This window comes from Ralstonia insidiosa (genome assembly GCF_008801405.1).
GTDB classification, from domain to species: Bacteria; Pseudomonadota; Gammaproteobacteria; order Burkholderiales; family Burkholderiaceae; genus Ralstonia; species Ralstonia insidiosa.
The window spans coordinates 1,945,920-1,966,344 of the sequence record NZ_VZPV01000001.1; the positions used below are offsets into that span (position 1 = coordinate 1,945,920).

Annotated in this window: 18 protein-coding genes and 1 tRNA gene; 17 read left to right on the forward strand and 2 right to left on the reverse strand. The window is 62.1% G+C overall.

Annotation, left to right across the window (positions count from 1 at the left end; all coding sequences use genetic code 11):
• Positions 1-64: 64 nt before the first annotated feature.
• The 3 genes from F7R11_RS09310 to aroC all read left to right on the forward strand — a co-directional run bounded on the left by F7R11_RS09310 (position 65) and on the right by aroC (position 3,677).
• Positions 65-1,972: an MFS transporter gene (locus F7R11_RS09310; RefSeq protein WP_064802816.1), complete on the forward strand. Its 1,908-nt coding sequence runs from the start codon at positions 65-67 to the stop codon at positions 1,970-1,972.
• A gap of 92 nt (positions 1,973-2,064) precedes the next feature.
• Positions 2,065-2,478, forward strand: a complete 414-nt coding sequence (locus F7R11_RS09315; RefSeq protein ID WP_064802818.1) for an FKBP-type peptidyl-prolyl cis-trans isomerase — start codon at positions 2,065-2,067, stop codon at positions 2,476-2,478.
• A gap of 98 nt (positions 2,479-2,576) precedes the next feature.
• Positions 2,577-3,677 (forward strand): chorismate synthase, encoded by a 1,101-nt coding sequence (aroC, locus tag F7R11_RS09320; RefSeq protein ID WP_064802820.1) that lies wholly within the window; start codon positions 2,577-2,579, stop codon positions 3,675-3,677.
• Positions 3,678-3,743: 66 nt separating this feature from the next.
• Here aroC and F7R11_RS09325 read toward each other — a convergent pair whose 3' ends face one another.
• A complete protein-coding gene (locus F7R11_RS09325; protein ID WP_064802822.1) occupies positions 3,744-5,429 on the reverse strand; it encodes an electron transfer flavoprotein-ubiquinone oxidoreductase in 1,686 nt (561 codons plus the stop codon).
• A 235-nt stretch (positions 5,430-5,664) separates the two neighbouring features.
• Here F7R11_RS09325 and F7R11_RS09330 point away from each other — a divergent pair, with 235 nt between their 5' ends.
• On the forward strand, positions 5,665-6,450 hold the full coding sequence (locus F7R11_RS09330) for an SDR family oxidoreductase (RefSeq protein WP_039597510.1): 786 nt from the start codon (positions 5,665-5,667) through the stop codon (positions 6,448-6,450).
• An 18-nt stretch (positions 6,451-6,468) separates the two neighbouring features.
• On the opposite strand, the gene F7R11_RS09335 is transcribed toward F7R11_RS09330, so the two are convergent.
• Positions 6,469-7,014, reverse strand: coding sequence for a LuxR C-terminal-related transcriptional regulator (locus F7R11_RS09335; RefSeq protein WP_021194688.1), 546 nt, complete (start codon positions 7,012-7,014; stop codon positions 6,469-6,471).
• Positions 7,015-7,180: 166 nt separating this feature from the next.
• On the opposite strand from F7R11_RS09335, the gene F7R11_RS09340 reads away from it, so the two are divergent.
• From F7R11_RS09340 to pheT, 13 genes are all read left to right on the forward strand, one after another.
• On the forward strand, positions 7,181-7,894 hold the full coding sequence (locus F7R11_RS09340; RefSeq protein WP_064802825.1) for a CoA transferase subunit A: 714 nt from the start codon (positions 7,181-7,183) through the stop codon (positions 7,892-7,894).
• Between the two features lie 10 nt (positions 7,895-7,904).
• Positions 7,905-8,540, forward strand: coding sequence for a 3-oxoacid CoA-transferase subunit B (locus tag F7R11_RS09345; RefSeq protein WP_031329304.1), 636 nt, complete (start codon positions 7,905-7,907; stop codon positions 8,538-8,540).
• Between the two features lie 13 nt (positions 8,541-8,553).
• Positions 8,554-9,333, forward strand: coding sequence for a 3-hydroxybutyrate dehydrogenase (locus tag F7R11_RS09350; RefSeq protein WP_021194685.1), 780 nt, complete (start codon positions 8,554-8,556; stop codon positions 9,331-9,333).
• Between the two features lie 146 nt (positions 9,334-9,479).
• The gene (locus F7R11_RS09355) at positions 9,480-10,349 is read left to right on the forward strand and encodes an alpha/beta fold hydrolase (protein ID WP_064802827.1); all 870 of its coding nucleotides are present in this window, start codon (positions 9,480-9,482) and stop codon (positions 10,347-10,349) included.
• A gap of 31 nt (positions 10,350-10,380) precedes the next feature.
• Positions 10,381-10,749, forward strand: coding sequence for a RidA family protein (locus tag F7R11_RS09360; RefSeq protein ID WP_021194683.1), 369 nt, complete (start codon positions 10,381-10,383; stop codon positions 10,747-10,749).
• A 27-nt stretch (positions 10,750-10,776) separates the two neighbouring features.
• Positions 10,777-13,014 carry a RelA/SpoT family protein gene (locus F7R11_RS09365; RefSeq protein ID WP_064802829.1) on the forward strand — a complete coding sequence of 746 codons (2,238 nt, stop codon included), beginning with the start codon at positions 10,777-10,779 and terminating at the stop codon, positions 13,012-13,014.
• 22 nt (positions 13,015-13,036) lie between these two features.
• Positions 13,037-13,113, forward strand: a tRNA-Val gene (locus tag F7R11_RS09370).
• Positions 13,114-13,478: 365 nt separating this feature from the next.
• Complete coding sequence (thrS, locus tag F7R11_RS09375; RefSeq protein ID WP_064802831.1) at positions 13,479-15,386, forward strand: threonine--tRNA ligase; 1,908 nt, start codon at positions 13,479-13,481, stop codon at positions 15,384-15,386.
• Between the two features lie 42 nt (positions 15,387-15,428).
• A complete protein-coding gene (gene infC, locus F7R11_RS09380) occupies positions 15,429-15,953 on the forward strand; it encodes a translation initiation factor IF-3 (protein WP_374754741.1) in 525 nt (174 codons plus the stop codon).
• Positions 15,954-16,120: 167 nt separating this feature from the next.
• Positions 16,121-16,318 carry a 50S ribosomal protein L35 gene (gene rpmI / locus F7R11_RS09385; protein WP_004636003.1) on the forward strand — a complete coding sequence of 66 codons (198 nt, stop codon included), beginning with the start codon at positions 16,121-16,123 and terminating at the stop codon, positions 16,316-16,318.
• A 28-nt stretch (positions 16,319-16,346) separates the two neighbouring features.
• Positions 16,347-16,703 (forward strand): 50S ribosomal protein L20, encoded by a 357-nt coding sequence (gene rplT / locus F7R11_RS09390; protein ID WP_012762124.1) that lies wholly within the window; start codon positions 16,347-16,349, stop codon positions 16,701-16,703.
• Between the two features lie 137 nt (positions 16,704-16,840).
• Entirely contained in the window at positions 16,841-17,869 is a 1,029-nt protein-coding gene (gene pheS / locus F7R11_RS09395; protein WP_024541701.1) for a phenylalanine--tRNA ligase subunit alpha, read from the forward strand.
• A gap of 61 nt (positions 17,870-17,930) precedes the next feature.
• Entirely contained in the window at positions 17,931-20,360 is a 2,430-nt protein-coding gene (gene pheT / locus F7R11_RS09400) for a phenylalanine--tRNA ligase subunit beta (protein WP_064802833.1), read from the forward strand.
• The last annotated feature ends 65 nt before the right edge of the window (positions 20,361-20,425 follow it).

The window sequence follows — 20,425 nt, forward strand, 5'->3', positions numbered from 1 at the left end:
ACCCGCCCGCCGTTGCGAGCGGGTTTTTTGTTGAACCCGATTTGAACCACGATCGCCCCTGCCGATGAGCCAATCGAGCCAGTTTTCCCTGTTGAAGCAGCGCCGTTTCGCGCCGTTCTTCTGGACCCAGTTCCTGGGGGCCATGAATGACAACGTGTTCAAGGTGGCGTTTTCCTCGCTGGTCACGTACCACGCGGCGCTGTTTGGCAATACGGACCCAGCATCGGCGGCGTTCCTGATTTCGGCGATCTTCATCGCGCCTTTCGTATTGCTGTCGGCCACCAGCGGGCAGATTGCCGATCGCATGGACAAGGCCCGGCTGATCCGTCTGGTCAAGACGCTGGAAATCGCCATCATGGCGATCGGCTGCGCAGGCTTTGCGCTGCGCCACGTCGAACTGCTGTATCTGTGCACGTTCCTCATGGGCGTGCATTCGACGCTGTTCGGGCCCGTGAAGTACGCCTATCTGCCGCAGCATCTGCAGTCGTCCGAGCTGGTGGGCGGCAACGGGCTGGTGGAAATGGGCACCTTCGTCGCCATCCTGATCGGTACGATCGGCGGCGGGGAGTTGGCCAACTACACACGCAATGGCGATCTCATCGGCCCCACGCTCACGGGGATTGCCTGCCTGGTCATTGCCGTGAGCGGCTGGCTGACAGCGCGCGGCGTGCCGGTGTCGCCGGCGTCGCAGCCGGATCTGCGTATCAACTGGAACCCGATTTCCGAGACGTGGCGCAATCTGAAGCTGGCCAGCAACCAGCGCGCCGTGTTCCTGAGCCTGATGGGCATCTCGTGGCTGTGGTTTGTGGGGGCGACGTTCCTGACGTCGTTCTTTGCCTTTGCACGCAACGTGCTCGGTGGTGACCAGAACGTGGTGACGCTGCTGCTGGCGGTGTTCTCGGTCGGTATCGGGCTGGGGTCGGTGCTGTGCGAGAAGCTTTCGGGGCGCACGGTGGAGATCGGTTTGGTGCCGTTCGGCTCGATTGGCATGACCGTGTTTGCGGTGGATCTGTACTTTGCCTCGCATGCCGAGGCGCTGGTTGCGCACGATGTGCTGACGGGCATTTCGGGCTTTCTACAGAACCACCGCCACTGGCGTGTGTTGGCCGACTTGTTTCTGCTGGCGATGTTCGGCGGTTTCTACAGCGTGCCGCTGTATGCGCTGATCCAGAGCCGCTGCGAGCCGACGCACCGTGCCCGCATCATCGCGGCCAACAACATCCTCAATGCACTGTTCATGATCGCCTCGGCCGTGCTGGCGATGGTGCTTACGCACGCCGGCTTCACGATCCCGCAGTTGTTCCTGGTGACCGGCATCCTCAACGCGGTGGTGGCCATCTACATCTACACGCTGGTGCCGGAGTTCCTGATCCGATTTGTGATGTGGCTGCTGATCCATACCGTCTACCGGGTGAAGGTGGAGGGCGCAGAGCGCATTCCTGACGAGGGCCCGTGCCTGCTGGTCTGCAACCACGTGAGTTTTGTCGATGCCGTGGTGGTGGGCGCCTTCGTACGCCGGCCGGTGCGCTTTGTGATGGATCACCGTATCTTCAAGGTGCCGGTGCTGTCGTGGTTCTTCCGCACGGTCAAGGCGATTCCCATTGCGCCGATGCACGAAGATCCGGAGATGCTTAAGCGCGCCTACGATGCCATCGCCGCAGCGCTGGCCGAAGGCGAAGTCGTCTGCATTTTCCCCGAAGGCAAGATCACCGCCACCGGCGAGATGAACCCGTTCAAGGAAGGCGTACGTCGCATTGTTGAACGCACGCCGGTGCCGGTGGTGCCGATGGCGCTGCGCGGCCTGTGGGGCAGCTTCTTCTCGCGCCACGGCGGCGCGGCAATGACGCGGCCGTTCCGGCGCGGTTTCCTCAACAAGCTGGAGTTGTGTATTGGTACGCCGGTGCCGGCGCAGGCGGTGTCGCCGGAAGGGCTGCAGGCCGCTGTGTTGGCGCTGCGTGGCGAGTGGCTCTGACGGTTGGTGTACCGTCGGAATTCGCTACACTGCCGATTGGTCCGCTACCGGCCTCGCTTTTTTCTTATCCTCAAACTCTCCCGTTATCTGCCATGAAACTCGCTTCCCTGCTGCTGTGCGCTTCGTCGCTTGCCCTGGCCGCTGTTAGTGCGCAAGCCGCATCGCCTGCCAGCGAAACCTTGCCCTCCGGTGTGGTCGTCCAGACCCTGACCAAGGGCACTGGCCCGTCGCCCAAGGCCAGCGATACGGTCAAGGTGCACTACCGCGGTACGCTGACCGATGGCAAAGAGTTTGACAGTTCTTACAAGCGCGGCCAGCCGATCTCGTTCCCGCTGAACCGAGTGATTCCGTGCTGGACCGAAGGCGTGCAGAAGATGCAGGTGGGCGGCAAGGCGAAGCTGACGTGCCCGGCGGCCACCGCCTACGGCGAGCGTGGCGTGCCCGGCACGATTCCGCCCAATTCCACGCTGAACTTCGAAGTTGAGTTGCTTGGCATTGGCGGCTGATCGTCGGTCGCCAATGCGCGGCTTTACAATAGTGGTTTCCTGATGTCCCGTGCCGCCACTTTGGCGGCACATTTCTGCGCACAATCGCGAGCACGATCATGTCTGGCAATACCCTGGGCCTGCTGTTTTCCGTCACCACCTTCGGCGAGTCGCATGGCCCGGCCATCGGCGCTGTCATTGACGGCTGCCCGCCGGGCATGACGCTCTCCGCAGAAGACATCCAGCCCGACCTGGATCGACGCAAGCCCGGCACGTCGCGCCACGTCACACAGCGTAAGGAAGAAGACCTCGTCGAGATCCTCTCAGGCGTGTACGAGGGCAAGACCACCGGCACGCCCATCTGCCTGCTGATCCGCAACACCGATCAGCGCAGCAAGGACTACAGCAACATCGCCGAGACCTTCCGCCCTGGCCACGCTGACTACACCTACTGGCACAAGTACGGCATCCGCGACCCGCGGGGTGGCGGACGCTCATCCGCACGGTTGACCGCGCCAACGGTGGCCGCTGGCGCGGTGGCCAAGAAGTGGCTGCGCGAGAAGTTCGGCATTGAAATCCACGGTTTCATGTCGCAATTGGGCGATATCCAGATTCCGTTCATGGACTGGAGCGAGGTGCCGAACAACCCCTTCTTTGCGCCGAATGCGGAGATCGTTCCTGAACTGGAAACCTATATGGATGCGCTCCGCAAGGACGGCGATTCCGTCGGCGCGCGTATCGAGGTGGTGGCGACCGGCGTGCCGGTTGGCTGGGGCGAGCCGCTGTTTGATCGTCTGGATGCCGACATCGCCCACGCGATGATGGGCCTGAACGCGGTGAAGGGTGTGGAGATTGGTGCCGGCTTCCACGCCGTGGCGCAGCGTGGTTCGGAGCATGGTGACGAACTAACGCCGGATGGCTTTGTCGGCAACAACGCAGGCGGCATTCTGGGTGGGATTTCGACGGGGCAGGACATCTCCGTGTCGCTGGCGATCAAACCGACGTCGAGCATCCGCACGCCGCGCCGCTCGATCGACAAGGCGGGCGATCCGGCGATGGTAGAAACGTTCGGTCGCCACGACCCGTGCGTGGGTATTCGTGCGACGCCGATTGCCGAAGCACTGCTGGCGCTGGTGCTGATCGACCACGCGCTGCGCCATCGCGCGCAATGCGGTGATGTGTCTGTGGAGACGCCGGCCATTCCGGCGAAAGCGTCGTAAGACGATTCGCTCAGGTAACAAAAAAAGCGCGTCATCGAACGCGCTTTTTTGTTGGTCATTCGGCGCTTACATGCCGACGTAGTTCGGACCACCGCCGCCTTCTGGCGTGACCCACACGATGTTCTGCGTCGGGTCCTTGATGTCGCAGGTCTTGCAGTGCACGCAGTTCTGCGCGTTGATCTGCAGACGCTCGGCGCCGTCGTCGTTCTTCACGAACTCGTACACGCCGGCCGGGCAGTAGCGCTGCTCGGGGCCTGCAAACTGCGTCAGGTTGATACGCGTCGGAACGGTTGGGTCCTTCAGCGTCAGGTGGGCCGGCTGATTCTCTTCGTGGTTGGTGTTCGAGATGAACACCGACGAGAGGCGGTCAAACGTCAGCTTGCCGTCCGGCTTCGGATACTCGATCTTTACGCACTCGGCGGCAGGTTTGAGCGACTGGTTGTCCGACTTCGTGCCGTGCAGCGTCCACGGCGGGTTGCTGACGCCAATCTTGGGCAGCAGCCATTGCTCGATGCCGGTCATGATCTTGCCAAGCGTCGGGCTCTTCTTGAACCACAGCTTGAAGTTGCGCGACTGGTCCAGTTCCTCCTTCAGCCAGCTTTGCTCGAAAGCAGCCGGGTAGGCGGACAGCTCATCTGCGGAGCGGCCAGCCGTCACGGCGTCGAATACGGCTTCGCCGCACATCATGCCGCTCTTGATGGCCGCGTGGCTGCCCTTGATGCGCGCGGCATTCAGGTAGCCGGCGTCGCAACCGACCAGCGCACCACCCGGGAACACCGTCTTCGGCAGCGCTTGCGGCGTACCGTTGTTGATGGCGCGGGCGCCATAGCCGATGCGCTTGCCGCCTTCGATATGCGCGCGGATCGCCGGGTGGGCCTTCCAGCGCTGCATTTCTTCAAACGGGCTCATCCACGGGTTCTTGTAGTCGAGCCCGATCACGAAGCCGAGCGTGACCTTGTTGTCTTCCAGGTGATACAGGAAGCCGCCGCCGAAGGTGTCGTCTTCCATCGGCCAGCCGGCGGTGTGCACCACCAGGCCAGGCTTGGCTTTGGCCGGATCGATTTCCCACAGTTCCTTGATACCGATGGCGAAGGTCTGCGGGTCTTTACCGGCGTTCAGCTTGTACTTGTCGAGCAGTTGGCGGCCCAGATGGCCACGCGCACCTTCGGCGAAGATCGTGTACTTGCCAAGCAGCTCCATGCCGAGCTGGAAGTTCTCAGTCGGCTCACCATCCTTGCCGATGCCCATGTTGCCTGTGGCGACACCGCGCACGGCACCCTTGTCGTCGTACAGCACTTCAGCCGCGGCAAAGCCCGGGAAGATTTCCACGCCCAGCGCTTCGGCCTGCGTGGCCATCCACTTGACCACGTTCGACAGCGAGATGACGTAGCAGCCGTGGTTGTGGAAGTTGCGCGGCACCAGCCAGTCAGGCGTGCGCTTGGTGCCGGTTTCGCTCAGGAAGAGCACATCGTCACCCGTCACGGGCTGGCTGAGCGGGGCGCCGTCGGCCTTCCAGTTGGGCAGCAGTTCAGTGATTGCGCGCGGGTCCATCACCGCGCCCGAGAGGATGTGCGCGCCGGGCTCCGAGCCCTTTTCCAGCACGACGACCGACACATCCTTGCCGGTCTCGGCGGCGCGTTGCTTGATCCGGATCGCGGTCGCCAGGCCAGCGGGGCCGCCGCCGACGATCACGACGTCGTACTCCATGGACTCTCGGGGACCGTACTGTTCGAGGAGCTGCTGCTGGTTCATAGATGTCTCGTCGCTCTTTTAGGGACAGTTAAGGGCGTTTGCTTATTGGTATGGCGGAATGCTGCATTAGAATTTCCCGCATTGTCGGGGACACGCCCGCATGCGGCAAGTGAAATTTCTGAACGATCGTTCGATTTTTTGCTAAGCTGCGCCGACTTCACATGCGGAGACCGCCAGCAGCGGGCCTCGCGCATGCCAAACCACACGCGAAACCAACATACGGGGATCACGCATCATGGGTCTGTCGATCAATCTGGAAGGCAAGGTTGCGCTGATCACCGGCGCATCCAGTGGCCTGGGGGCGCGTTTCGCGCATACGCTGGCGGCTGCCGGTGCCAAGGTGGTACTGGCCTCGCGCCGCGTCGAGCGCCTGAAAGAGCTGCGCGCCGACATCGAATCGAAGGGCGGCAGCGCTCACGTCGTGCGCCTGGATGTGACGGACCCGGACAGCATCCGGGCCGCCATCGCCCATGCCGAAACCGAGGCGGGCACCATCGACATCCTAGTCAACAATTCAGGCGTTTCGACCACGCAGCGCATGGTGGACGTCACGCCGGATGACTTCGATTTCGTCTTTGACACCAACACGCGAGGTGCTTTCTTCGTGGCGCAGGAAACCGCCAAGCGCATGATCGCGCGGGCCAAGGGGGCGGAGAAAAACGGCTCGCCGCTGCCGCAGTCGCGCATTATCAACATCGCGTCGGTGGCGGGGCTGAAGGTGCTGTCGCAGATTGGCGTCTACTGCATGAGCAAGGCTGCCGTGGTGCACATGACCAAGGCCATGGCGCTGGAGTGGGGGCGTCTGGGCATCAACACGAATGCCATCTGCCCGGGCTACATCGATACCGAGATCAACCACCACCACTGGGAAACCGAAGCCGGGCAGAAGCTCGTGCAGATGCTGCCGCGCAAGCGCGTGGGCAAGCCGGAGGATCTGGATGGGTTGATCCTGCTGCTGGCGTCGGATCAATCGGACTTCATCAACGGCGCCGTCATCAACGCTGACGACGGGATGGTCTAAAGGGTCTGGCCCTGGGGCTCAATGCCCCATCAGCCGCTGCACCAGCTCCAGCGAGGTGCCGGCGGCGTACTTCTTCATCAGCCGCGCTCGGTAAATTTCCACCGTGCGTGGGCTGATCTCCAACTGCTTGCCGATCTGCTTGCTGGTCTTGCCTTCGACCAGTTGTGCGGCGATGTCGCGCTCGCGCGGCGTAAGTGCCGCCGTGACTGGCCTGTGCGCTGACAGATCCTCGAACGTCCAGATGCCTTCACCGAGCGGCTTGGTGCGATCCAGTGCGCGGCCCGTGACGTGGCACCAGAACAGCTCACCGTTGGCGCGCTTCATGATGCGTTCGTCCGAGTAGCTGCCGCGTGCGTTCATGACAGGGATGATGCGTGCGCCGGTGCGCTCGTACTCATCGTGGGTCGGATAGAGCAACTCAAACGATTGCCCGATCATCGTGGTGCGTGCGTGGCCGAAGATGCGCGCGGCTTCGTCGTTGACGTCGAGCATCACGCGCTCGCGTGACATCACCATGCCGACCGGGGCGAGCTGGAACGCGGTCTGATAATCGAGTGCGGGCATGGGATTAAGCCTTATGTAGTCGTACGTATTGCTGCGTTGCGTGACGCTTGCGTATTCTCGCCAGATTGTATCGTTACTATTTTCCGGCGCTGCATCGCACAAACCCCAACTGTGTGATCGGTCAAAAACCTGCCGGATTCGTTGGACCACCAAGGAAGGAGTACGCATGAACAAAATCTTCGCCAGCGCCAGCGAGGCGCTCGCGGGCGTCGTCAAAGACGGCCAGACCATCGCCGTGGGCGGCTTCGGCCTGTGCGGCATTCCGGAAGCGCTGATTGCTGCGCTGCGTGACTCGGGCGTCAAGAACCTCACCTGCATCTCCAACAATGCCGGTGTTGACGGATTCGGCCTGGGGCTGCTGCTGGAAACCCGCCAGATCAAGAAAATGATTTCGTCCTACGTGGGCGAGAACAAGGAGTTCGAGCGCCAGTACCTGGCCGGCGAACTCGAGCTGGAATTTACGCCGCAAGGCACGCTGGCAGAGAAGCTGCGTGCAGGCGGCGCGGGCATCCCCGCGTTCTTCACCAAGACCGGTGTCGGCACGCTGGTGGCTGAGGGCAAGGAGCTGCGTGAATTCGATGGCGAAACGTACGTCATGGAGCGCTCGCTGGTGCCCGATGTGTCGCTGGTCAAGGCCCAGGTGGCCGACAAGTCCGGCAACCTGCGCTTCAATCTGACAGCACGCAACTTCAACCCGGCAGCGGCAACTGCCGGCAAGATCTGTATCGTCGAGGTCGAAGAGATTGTCGAAGTGGGCGAGCTCGCACCGGACGACATCCACCTGCCCGGCATCTACGTGCAGCGCATCGTGCTGAACGCCACGCCGGAGAAGCGCATCGAAAAGCGCACCATCCGTGCCACCAGCGGCGCAGCCAACTAAGGAGACCGACATGGCCTGGACTCAAGACCAAATGGCGGCGCGTGCTGCCCAGGAATTGCAAGACGGTTTCTACGTCAACCTCGGGATCGGTATCCCGACGCTTGTTGCCAACCACACCGGCGACAAGGAAGTCTGGCTGCAGAGCGAAAACGGTATGCTCGGCATCGGCCCGTTCCCCACAGAAGACGAAGTGGATGCCGACCTGATCAACGCCGGCAAGCAAACTGTGACCACGCTGCCGGGCAGCGCCATCTTCGGCAGCGACCAGAGCTTCGCGATGATCCGTGGCGGCAAGATCAACCTGTCGATTCTCGGCGCGATGCAGGTGAGCGAGAAGGGCGATCTGGCCAACTGGATGATCCCCGGCAAGATGGTCAAGGGCATGGGCGGCGCGATGGATCTGGTGGCCGGCGTCAAGCGCGTGATCGTGCTGATGGAGCACACCGCCAAGAAGAAGGACGGCACTGAAGACCTGAAGCTCCTGCCCAAGTGCACGCTGCCGCTGACGGGTGTGGGCGTGGTCGACCGCATCATTACCGACCTGGGCGTGATGGACGTGACCGAGCAGGGCCTGAAGCTGGTTGAAACCGCGCCAGGCGTTTCGCGCGAAGAAATCCAAGCCAAGACTGGCGTCACCCTGATCTAACCCGGAGACTGCGATGCTGCAAGGAAAAACCGCCCTCGTCACGGGCTCGACCAGCGGGATCGGTCTGGGCATTGCCTGCTCGCTGGCCGCGCAGGGTGCCAACATCATCATGAACGGCTTTGGCGATGTGGAAGCGCCCAAGGCCCAGATTGCCGCGGCGGGCAAGAACGCCATTCGCGTTGGTTACCACGGCGCCGACATGAGCAAGGCGGCCGAGATCGAAGGCATGTTTGCCTATGCCGAGGCTGAGTTCGGCGGTGTGGACATCCTCGTCAACAACGCTGGCATCCAGTACGTGGCCAATGTGGAAGACTTCCCGACCGAGCGTTGGGACGCCATCATCGCCATCAACCTGACGTCTGCATTCCACACCACACGCCTGGCCGTGCCGGGCATGAAGCGCAAGAACTGGGGCCGCATCATCAACATCGCTTCGGCGCACGGGCTCGTGGCATCGGCGCAGAAGTCAGCCTACGTGGCGGCCAAGCACGGCATTGTCGGCTTTACCAAGTCGGTGGCGCTGGAGACCGCGCAGACGGGCATCACGTCCAACGCGATCTGCCCGGGCTGGGTGCTGACACCGCTGGTACAGAAGCAGATCGATGCGCGCGCCGAGAAGGATGGTCTGTCCGCGCTCGAAGCCAAGAAGGATCTGCTGATGGAAAAGCAGCCCTCCGGTGAATTCGTCACGCCCGATCAGCTCGGCGCGCTGGCGGTGTTCCTGTGCAGTGACGCGGCCGAGCAGGTGCGCGGCGTGGCCTGGAACATGGACGGCGGCTGGGTGGCGCAGTAACGCGACCGACGTCGTGGAAAAGCCTCGCTGCGGCGAGGCTTTTTTGTTTGTGCGAAGACACGCATGCCTGCTGCACCGCCGCATGGTTGCCGGGCCGCGTACAATCAGGCTTCGCTGTCTCCGTCATTTCCGTGTGGGAGTTGTAGATGCCAGTTTCGCCGCGCCTTGCCTTCGTGCAGTGCCTGAGCCCGTCCGGCCTGCATCGGATGGCCTATCACGAGTGGGGCGATCCGCAGAACCCGCGTGTGCTGGTTTGCGTGCACGGCCTCTCGCGTACCGGCCGCGACTTCGACGTGCTGGCGCAGGCGCTGTGCAACGACTACCGCGTGATCTGCCCCGATGTGGTCGGGCGTGGTCGTTCCGACTGGCTGCTCGATCCGAAGGGCTACGTGATTCCGCAATATGTGGCCGACATGGTGACGTTGCTGGCACGCCTGAACGTGGAGTCGGTCGACTGGTTTGGAACCTCGATGGGCGGACTGATTGGCATGAGCCTGGCTGGCCTGCCGAAGTCACCGGTCCGCAAACTGCTGCTCAACGATGTGGGCCCGCGCGTGACGGAATCGTCGTTGACGCGTATTGGCGCGTACCTGGGCTTGAACGTCCGTTTCAAGACCTTTGATGAGGGGCTCGCGTATCTCAAGACGATCAGCGCGTCGTTCGGGCCGCATACGCCCGAGCAATGGCGCGAGTTGAACACCGCCATTCTCAAGCCGCAGGGTGGTGAGTGGATCCTGCACTATGATCCGCGCCTGGCCGAACCGTTCAAGAGCACCACGCCCGAGTTGATCGCTGCCGGCGAAGCCACGCTGTGGAAGCTCTTCGAGGCGATTCCCGGCGAGGTGCTCATCGTGCGCGGCGCGCAGTCCGATCTGCTCACGCGCGAGACCGTTGAGGTCATGATGCAGCGCGGTCAACACGTCAACACGGTGGAGATTCCCGACGTGGGCCACGCGCCGACCTTCATCCAGCCGGATCAGGTGGCGATCGCCCGCAAGTTCTTTCTCGGTCAATGACCGTTTGTCTGCCCCCAATTCGATTCGCAATATGAGCACTGAACTGAAACGCTACAACGTCGAACATCGTTACTCCGACGCAGCCGTCTACAACGGCGTCGTCTACGTGGCCGGCCAGGTGCCCGAGACCACGCTGGACGCCGGCATTGCCGAGCAGACGGCAGAGGTGCTCGCCATCATCGACCGCGTGCTCGCCGCCAACGGCAGCGACAAGACGCGCATCCTGATGTGCCAGATCTTCCTGAAAGACATCACCGAGATTGGCGAGATGAACAAGGTGTGGGACCAGTGGGTCGCTGCCGAGTCCAAGAACTCGCCGCCGCGCGCTACGGTTGAGTCCGCACTGGCCAACCCGAAGTACCGCATTGAAATCGTCGTGACGGCTGCGCAGAAGAGCTAAGCCCGTCGCGTCACAGCAGGACGCATCATGGAGAACAAGACCGACCGGCCAGCCGAGGGGGCTGGCAAGTTGGCAACACCCGCGGCAGAGCAGGTCGCTAGGGCGATCGAATACCTCGCCGCCAATGCCGGCGATAACGTCACGCTGACGGGCGAGTCGCTGGAGTCGCACGCGCGCGGCACGATCGCCATCCTCGAAGGGCTGCGCGTTGATACCCCGTCGCTGCAGGCGGCCGCGCTGTTCCTGTTGCCCACGTTGGCGATGGACAACGAAAAGGCGCTCGAACCCGCCTTCGGCCCCGAGGTGGTCAAACTCGTGCACGACGTGCGGCAGTTGCTGCGCATCGGCGCGATTGCTGGCTTGGTGAGTCCGACGGATGCCGGTATCACGCGCAAGAACGAAGCCGAGGCGCGCCGCGCCCAGGTCGAAGCGCTGCGCAAGATGCTGCTTGCGTTCGCGCAGGACATTCGTGTGGTGCTGATCCGGTTGGCGTCACGGTTGCAATCGCTGCGCTGGCTGGCGCAAAGCAAGCGTCCCGCGCCCGAGGGTATGGCGCGTGAGACGCTCGACATCTACGCGCCGCTCGCCAACCGCCTTGGCATCTGGCAACTCAAGTGGGAGCTGGAAGATCTCGGCTTCCGCTTCGAAGACCCCGACACGTACAAGCGCATCGCCCGCCTGCTCGACGAAAAGCGCATCGAGCGTGAAAAATTCATCGGCGAGGCCATCGCGCAGTTGCAGAAGACGCTGCACGACGCCGGCATCCAGGCCGAGGTGAGCGGCCGCCCCAAGCACATCTACAGCATCTGGAAAAAGATGCGCGGCAAGGAGCTCGACTTTGCCGATCTGTATGACGTGCGCGCCTTCCGCGTGATCGTCGACGACATCAAGGATTGCTACACGGTGCTCGGTTTCGTGCACCACATGTGGCAGCCGATCCCGAAAGAGTTCGACGACTACATCTCCCGCCCGAAGGCCAACGGCTACATGTCGCTCCACACGGTGGTGATCGGCGACGACGGCCGCGCGCTGGAGGTGCAGATCCGCACGCGCGAGATGCACCACTTTGCCGAGTACGGTGTGGCCGCACACTGGCGCTACAAGGAAGCGGGCAGCAAGGGCTATGCCGGCCAGTTCTCCGCCAGCGAGCGCTACGACGAGAAGATCGCCTGGCTGCGTCAACTTCTCGCCTGGAAGGACGACGCCGAACACACCGTCGCGCACGAAGATTCGCCCTGGGAGCAGCTCAAGCACACCGAGCTCGATGACCATATCTACGTGCTGACGCCGCAGGCACGCGTGATCGCGTTGCCGCAAGGCGCGACGCCGGTCGACTTCGCCTACCACCTGCACAGCGATCTCGGGCATCGCTGCCGCGGCGCGCGCGTCGACGGCACGATGGTGCCGTTGAACACGCCGCTGAAGAACGGGCAGACGGTGGAGATCGTGACCGTCAAGCACGGCGGCCCGTCGCGCGACTGGCTGAACACCGAGTTGCACTATCTGGTCAGCCCTCGTGCGCGCACGAAAGTGCGTGCGTGGTTCAACGCGATGGAGCTGGAAGAGACGCTCGCCCAGGGCCGCGCGCTCATCGACAAGACGCTGCAGCGTGAGGGCAAGACCGCCGTCAATCTGGAGGAGCTGGCGGCCAAGCTCGGCTACAAGACGCCGGACGATCTGTACGCTGTGGTCGCCAAGGATGAGCTGAGCCTGCGCCGCATCGAGGCGGTGCTGCGCTCGGATGGTGCGCCGCCACCCGTGCCGGTTGACGACGAGGCGCTGATCACCAAGAAGAGCAAAGCGACCAGTGTGGCCCGTGGCGCCAAGAGCGGCGTGCTGGTGGTGGGCGTTGATTCACTGCTTACGCAGATGTCGCGTTGCTGCAAGCCGGCGCCACCGGACCCGATCGTCGGTTTCGTTACGCGCGGACGTGGGGTGTCGATCCATCGGCAAAGTTGCGCGACATTCCAGCAGCTGGCTGGCCGCGCGCCGGGTCGCGTGATCCAGACGGAGTGGGGTCAACGCAGTGACTCAGTCTATCCAATCGACATCCAGGTCGAAGCGCTGGACCGTCAGGGGCTGCTGCGCGACATCTCGGAAATCCTCTCGCGCGAGAAGATCAACGTGACTGGTGTGCGTACGCTGTCGAGCAAGGGCGTTGCCAAAATGCAGTTCACTGCCGAGGTGGCGGAGGCGACACAACTGCAGCGCGCACTGACTTTGATAGAAGAAGTGCAAGGGGTGTTGACAGCCAAGCGCAAGTGACGGTATAGTCTTGTTCTTCGGCAGGCTCGTAGCTCAGCTGGTTAGAGCACCACCTTGACATGGTGGGGGTCGTTGGTTCGAGTCCAATCGAGCCTACCAACGCATTTAGCAGGACGCGTCGGGTAGGATGTCCAAGCCGTCATCCCTCGGGTTTGTCCCGTACAACTGAAGTGAAGGGCAAAACATGATTCAAGCACCGCGAACTACAACCGCTTCGGAGCGACAGTAGTCAAGGTGCGGTTTTCGCCCTTTGTGCTCTGCCCAAGCGGTAGTCAGCGCAAAAGAAAACGCGGCCTTGGCCGCGTTTTTTTTCGTCCGCGTTTTTATGTCATACGTGGCGATCAGGCTGAAAGCGCTTCGAAGCATCGATTCGACAATCTGCCGCACCGGCTTGGTGTGGCGCACGACAGAATGACAGCCTTCGCGTGGACGACAAGCGCGACGGTGACTCCACAGGAGCAAGCATGATCGCAATCACGTTGCCGGACGGTTCCCGGCGCGAGTTTCCCGGCCCGGTAACTGTGGCTGAAGTGGCGCAGAGTATCGGCGCAGGTCTGGCCAAGGCCGCACTGGCCGGCCGCGTGGACGGCCAGATGGTTGACACGAGCTACACGATCGACCGCGACGCCAAGCTCGCCATCATCACCGACAAGGACGCCGACGGCGTCGACGTGATCCGCCACTCGACGGCCCACTTGCTGGCCTACGCCGTCAAGGAGCTGTATCCGGAAGCGCAGGTCACGATCGGCCCAGTCATCGACAACGGCTTCTACTACGACTTCGCCTACAAGCGTCCCTTCACGCCGGAAGACCTCGTCGCCATCGAAAAGAAGATGACCGAGCTCGCCAAGAAAGACGAGAAGGTCACGCGTGAAGTCTGGAACCGTGACGAGGCCGTCAAGCTGTTCCAAAGCATGGGCGAGAAGTACAAGGCCGAGATCATTGCCTCCATTCCGGAGGACCAGGAGATCGGCCTGTACCGTGAAGGCAATTTCGTCGATCTGTGCCGCGGCCCGCACGTGCCATCCACGGGCAAGCTCAAGGTCTTCAAGCTGATGAAGGTCGCGGGCGCCTACTGGCGTGGCGATCACAACAACGAGATGCTCCAGCGCATCTACGGCACGGCCTGGGCCAAGAAAGAAGATCAGGAAGCCTACCTGCGCATGCTGGAAGAGGCCGAAAAGCGCGACCACCGCAAGCTGGGTCGCGAGCTCGACCTGTTCCACATCGACGAAACGGCCCCGGGTATGGTGTTCTGGCACCCCAAGGGCTGGACGCTGTGGCAAGAGATCGAGCAGTACATGCGCCGCGTGTACCGTGAAAACGGCTACCAAGAAGTGAAGGGGCCGCAGATTCTCGACAAGTCGCTGTGGGAGAAGACCGGCCACTGGGACAAGTATCGCGAGAACATGTTCATCACGGAATCGGAAAAGCGCGAGTACGCGCTCAAGCCGATGAACTGCCCTGGCCACATCCTCATCTACAAGCAGGGCATCAAGAGCTACCGCGATCTGCCGCTGCGTTTCGGCGAGTTTGGCGCCTGCCACCGCAACGAGCCTTCGGGCGGTTTGCACGGCATCATGCGCGTGCGCGGCTTTACGCAGGACGATGGCCACATCTTCTGTACCGAAGACATGATCCAGGCCGAAGTGACGGCGTTCACGACGCTGCTGCAGAAGGTCTACAAGGATTTCGGCTTTACCGAGATTCTGTACAAGTTGTCGACGCGCCCGGAAAAGCGCATCGGCACTGAGGAAAGCTGGGACCGCGCCGAAGCTGCCTTGGCAGACGGCTTGCGTGCCTCCGGCTGCGAATTCGAGTATCTGCCCGGCGAGGGTGCGTTCTATGGCCCGAAGATCGAATACGTGCTGAAAGATGCACTTGGTCGCCAGTGGCAGTGCGGCACGATCCAGGTCGACCCGAACCTGCCGGAGCGCTTGGACGCCGAGTTTGTCGGCGAAGATGGCGCGCGCCATCGCCCCATCATGCTGCACCGGGCCATCGTGGGCAGCCTTGAGCGATTCATCGGTATCTTGATCGAGCAATATGCCGGTGCGCTGCCGACGTGGCTTTCGTCGGTACAGATTGCGGTGCTCAGCATCACCGATTCGCATGCCGAATACGCACAATCCGTTGCGCAATCCCTGCAAAAACAAGGATTTAGGGCGGTTGTCGATTTGCGGAATGAGAAAATTGGGTATAAAATCCGCGAGCATTCCGTGCAGAAGGTCCCTTACCAGATTGTGGTGGGCGACAAAGAGCGGGATGAAAATCAGGTGGCCGTGCGTGCCCGTGGCAACGTCGATCTAGGCTCCATGCCGCTGTCGGCGTTCGTTGAGCGACTGCAGAACGATCTCGCCAACAAGTCATGAGCTGGGCACGGCCTGTTTTTTTGAATCTTTGAGGACATCAACATCGCTACTGATAAATCTTCTCACCGCCTCAACCGCGAAATCACCGCGCCGGAAGTCCGGCTGACGGGGGTTGAGGGAGAAGCGCTCGGCATCGTCAAGCTGTTCGACGCACTGCGTCTGGCAGAAGAGAAAGACGTCGACTTGGTCGAGATCGCGCCGACTGCGCAGCCGCCCGTCTGCCGCCTGATGGACTATGGCAAGTTCAGGTATTCGGAGCAAAAGAAGGCTCACGAAGCCAAGCTGAAGCAGAAGGTCATCCAGGTGAAGGAAGTCAAATTCCGCCCTGGTACCGATGACGGCGACTATGACGTTAAGCTGCGCAATCTGAAGCGCTTCCTGGAAGAAGGGGACCGCGCCAAGATCACACTGCGTTTCCGTGGCCGCGAAATGGCTCACCAGGAACTCGGTATGCGCGTGCTGGAGCGTATCAAGTCTGACCTGGAGGAATACGGCCAGGTTGAGCAGATGCCCAAGATGGAAGGTCGCCAGGCTGTCATGATGTTGGCACCCAAGAAGAAAAAGTAACGCAGTGGTGGCCGGACGATTCCGGCTGCACTGAGCAGGTTCCAGACGGAAACGTCGGAAAACGCGGCGGGTGTCAAAACTGGCCGCGATACAACAAGTGAGTCCGGGTCATGCAAGTGTCGGCGCTAGCCGTCCACCTGGCTTCATGTCAAAAACGGAGTTGTTCCATGCCGAAGATGAAGACGAAGAAAAGCGCCTCCAAGCGCTTTACTGCCCGTCCTGGTGGCACGATCAAACGTGGCCAAGCCTTCAAGCGTCACATCCTGACCAAGAAGACCACCAAGAACAAGCGTCACCTGCGCGGTACCGAGGGCGTCCATGAGACGAACCTGAAGTCCGTTCGCGCAATGATGCCGTACGCCTAACCCTAACTAACTACGAAAGGAGCATTTCATGCCTCGAGTAAAACGTGGGGTCACAGCGCGGGCCCGTCATAAGAAGGTTATCAGCGCAGCCAAGGGTTACCGCGGCCGTCGCAATAACGTCTATCGCATCGCCAAGCAGGCGGTCATGCGTGCTGGTCAGTACGCTTACCGCGATCGTCGCAACAAGAAGCGCGTATTCCGCGCACTCTGGATTGCACGTATCAACGCCGGCGCACGCGAGCATGGTCTGACGTACAGCAAGTTCATGAACGGCCTGAAGAAGGCGTCCATCGAACTGGACCGCAAGGTGCTGTCGGACATGGCCATTCACGACAAGGTGGCTTTTGCCGCCATCGTGAACCAGGTGAAAGCCAACGTCGCCTGATGGATTAGCCGGGCAGGCTGCTGGAATTGCCCAGTAAGTTTGCCGGCTGATCACCCTGACGGGGCTCTCACCGAGCCCCGTTTTTTATTCTGCAGTTCCGAATCACCCGAATTCTTTTCGCTCGCCTTCCCATGTCACTGGATCTGGACCAAGTCGTCGTCGATGCCCAAAACGCGTTTGCCTCTGTGGAGGACAACGCCTCGCTGGAAAACGAGAAAGCACGCTTTCTCGGCAAGTCCGGCGTACTGACCGACTTGCTCAAGGGCCTCGGTAAGCTCGATCCGGAGACGCGCAAGACGGAAGGCGCGCGTATCAACCAGGCCAAGAGCCGCGTTGAAGAAGCCCTGACCGCCCGCCGTCAGGCACTGGCCGATGCGCTCATGAACGCGCGCCTGGCCGCCGAAGCGATCGACGTGACGCTGCCCGGCCGCGACGTGGCCGAAGGCAGCCTGCACCCGGTGATGAACACCTGGGAGCGCGTCGCCAAGATCTTCGGCTCGATTGGTTTCGATGTGGCCGACGGCCCCGAAATCGAGTCCGACTGGATGAACTTCACGGCGCTGAACAATCCGGACAACCATCCGGCGCGTTCGATGCAGGACACCTTCTACATCGACGGCCGCGATAGCGAAGATAAGCTCTTGCTGCTGCGCACGCACACCAGCCCGATGCAGGTGCGCTACGCCCGCATGCACGTCGAGAAGTACAAGCACCTCGACCGCATTCCCCCGATCAAGGTCATCGCCCCCGGCCGCACGTACCGCGTCGATAGCGATGCAACACACTCGCCGATGTTCCACCAGGTCGAAGGCCTCTGGATTGCCGACAACATCAGCTTTGCCGACCTGAAGGGCGTGTACACCGATTTCCTGCGCAACTTCTTCGAGCGCGACGACATCCAGGTGCGCTTCCGCCCGTCGTATTTCCCGTTCACCGAGCCGTCGGCCGAGATCGACATGGCGTTCGGCAACGGCAAATGGCTGGAGATTTCCGGTTCTGGCCAGGTGCACCCGACCGTGGTGCGCAACATGGGTCTGGACCCGGAGCGCTACATCGGCTTTGCGTTCGGCTCCGGCCTGGAGCGCCTGACGATGCTGCGCTATGGCATCAACGATCTGCGCCTGTTCTTCGAGGGCGATGTGCGTTTCCTGCGCCAGTTTGCGTAAGCGCTGCGCTCGCACTAACCACCCGTCGCCCCGTTAATCGAATTCTCTTTTCTGTCGCGCCATGCAATTTCCGGAATCCTGGCTTCGCAGTTTCGTCAATCCGCCGATCACCACGGATGAGCTCTCCCATCGCCTGACGATGGCCGGCCTCGAGGTGGAAGAGGTCGACCCCGTCGCACCGCCGTTCACGAATATCGTCGTCGGCCACGTGGTCGAGGTGAACAAGCACCCGGACGCTGATCGCCTGAACGTCTGCAAGGTGGACGCGGGTACGGGCGAGTTGCTGCAGATCGTCTGCGGCGCGCCGAACGTGTCGGTCGGCATCAAGGTGCCGTGCGCGATGGTGGGCGCCGAGTTGCCGCCGGGCGAAGACGGCAAGCCGTTCAAGATCAAGATCGGCAAGCTGCGCGGCGTGGAGAGCTACGGCATGCTGTGCTCGGCGCGCGAGCTGAAGCTGTCGGAGGACCATGGCGGCCTGCTGATCCTGCCGGAAGACACGCCGGTGGGTGAGGACATCCGCAAGGTGCTGGATCTGGACGACCAGATCTTCGTGATCAAGCTCACGCCCAACAAGGCGGATTGCCTGTCGATCCACGGTGTGGCACGCGAAGTGTCTGCGCTGACGGGCGCACCGATCACCGTGCCGTTGATGGCCCCCGTGGCCGTGACGCTGGCCGACAAGCTGCCGGTCAAGGTGGAAGCGCCGGATCTGTGTGGTCGCTTCTCGGGCCGCATCATTCGCGGCGTGAACGCGCACGCGAAGACGCCGGCGTGGATGGTCTCGCGTATCGAGCGCGCTGGCATGCGCAGCGTGTCGGCGCTGGTTGATATCTCCAACTACGTGATGCTGGAGCTGGGCCGTCCGTCGCACGTGTTCGATCTGGACAAGATCCACGGCGGCCTGACGGTGCGTTGGGGCAAGGCCGGCGAAGAGCTGAAGCTGCTCAATGGCGACACCATCACTGTCGATGAGAAGGTCGGCGTGATCTCGGACGAGCAGGCCATCGAAAGCCTGGCCGGCATCATGGGTGGCGACAAGACTGCCGTCACGCTCGACACGCAGAACATCTACGTCGAAGCTGCATTCTGGTGGCCGGAAGCCATCCAGGGCCGCGGGCGCCGCTACAACTTCTCGACCGACGCTGGCCATCGCTTCGAGCGCGGCGTCGATTATGCGACCACCGTTGAACACATCGAGCGCATCAGCGCGCTGATCCTCGATATCTGCGGTGGCAAGGCTGGCCCGATCGATGACCAGATCGTCAACCTGCCCAAGCGCGAACCGGTGCGCATGCGTGTCGCGCGTGCGGCGCGTGTGCTCGGCATTGAGCTGTCGCACGAAGTCGTGGCCGATGTGTTCAAGCGCCTCGGTCTCACGTTCAGTGTGGACGGCGATGTGTTCATCGTTGAGCCGCCGTCGTACCGTTTCGACCTCGAAATCGAGGAAGACCTGATCGAAGAGGTCGCCCGTATCTACGGTTTCGAGCAGATTCCGGCCAAGCCGCCGGTCGCCGAAAACGCGATGCGCCCGACCAACGAAGCACGCCGCACCATGCACGACGTGCGTCACGCCGTGGCCGCACGCGACTATCACGAAGTCGTCAACTTCGCCTTCGTCGAAACCGAATGGGAAGCCGACTTTGCCGGCAACACCAACCCGATTCCGTTACTGAACCCGATTGCCAGCCAGTACTCGGTGATGCGCAGCACGCTCATCGGCGGCCTGCTCGACAAGGTGCGCTACAACCTGAATCGCAAGGCTTCGCGCGTGCGCATGTTCGAAGTGGGCCGCGTGTTCCACCGCGATGCGAGCGTCGCGGATGGTGGTCTGTCGATTGCGGGTTACGCGCAGCCGATGATGGTCGGCGGCATCGCCTATGGCCCGTCCAAGGAAGAGCAGTGGGGTGTGCAGACGCGCCCGGTTGATTTCTTCGATGTGAAGGGCGATGTGGAGTCGCTGCTGTGGCCGCTGCAGGCGCGTTTCGAGCGCGCAGAGCATCCCGCGCTGCATCCGGGCCGCTCCGCCCGTGTGGTGCTGAACGGTCGTGCCATCGGCTGGATCGGTGAGCTGCATCCGCGTTGGCTGCAGAAGTACGACCTGCCGACCGCACCAGTCGTGTGGGAGCTGGAGCTCGATGCGATCACCGCCATCGGCCTGCCAACGTATCGTGAAGTGCCGCGCGTGCCGGCCGTGACGCGCGACATTGCGTTGGTCGTACGCCAAGACGTGGCGGTGCAAGACCTCGTGGATACGTTCGAGAAAACGGCTGTCGGCACGCCGTGGCAACGCTATCTGCAGGGTGTTGTGCTGTTCGATGAGTTCCGTCCGAAGGCCGCTACGGCGGCGATTGGGGCGCAGGAGAAAAGCCTTGCCTTCAGAATTACGTTGCAAGATACTGACAGCACCCTCCAGGACGACATTGTCGAGGCCGCCACACAGCAACTGATTCGAGCGGCCAGCGATGCATTCGGCGCGCGCCTGCGTGCCTGACGTCTCAGACGTCCGCACTGCGCTAGAGACAGCTCGAACGAACCTCCGCATTCGGATCGATCAAC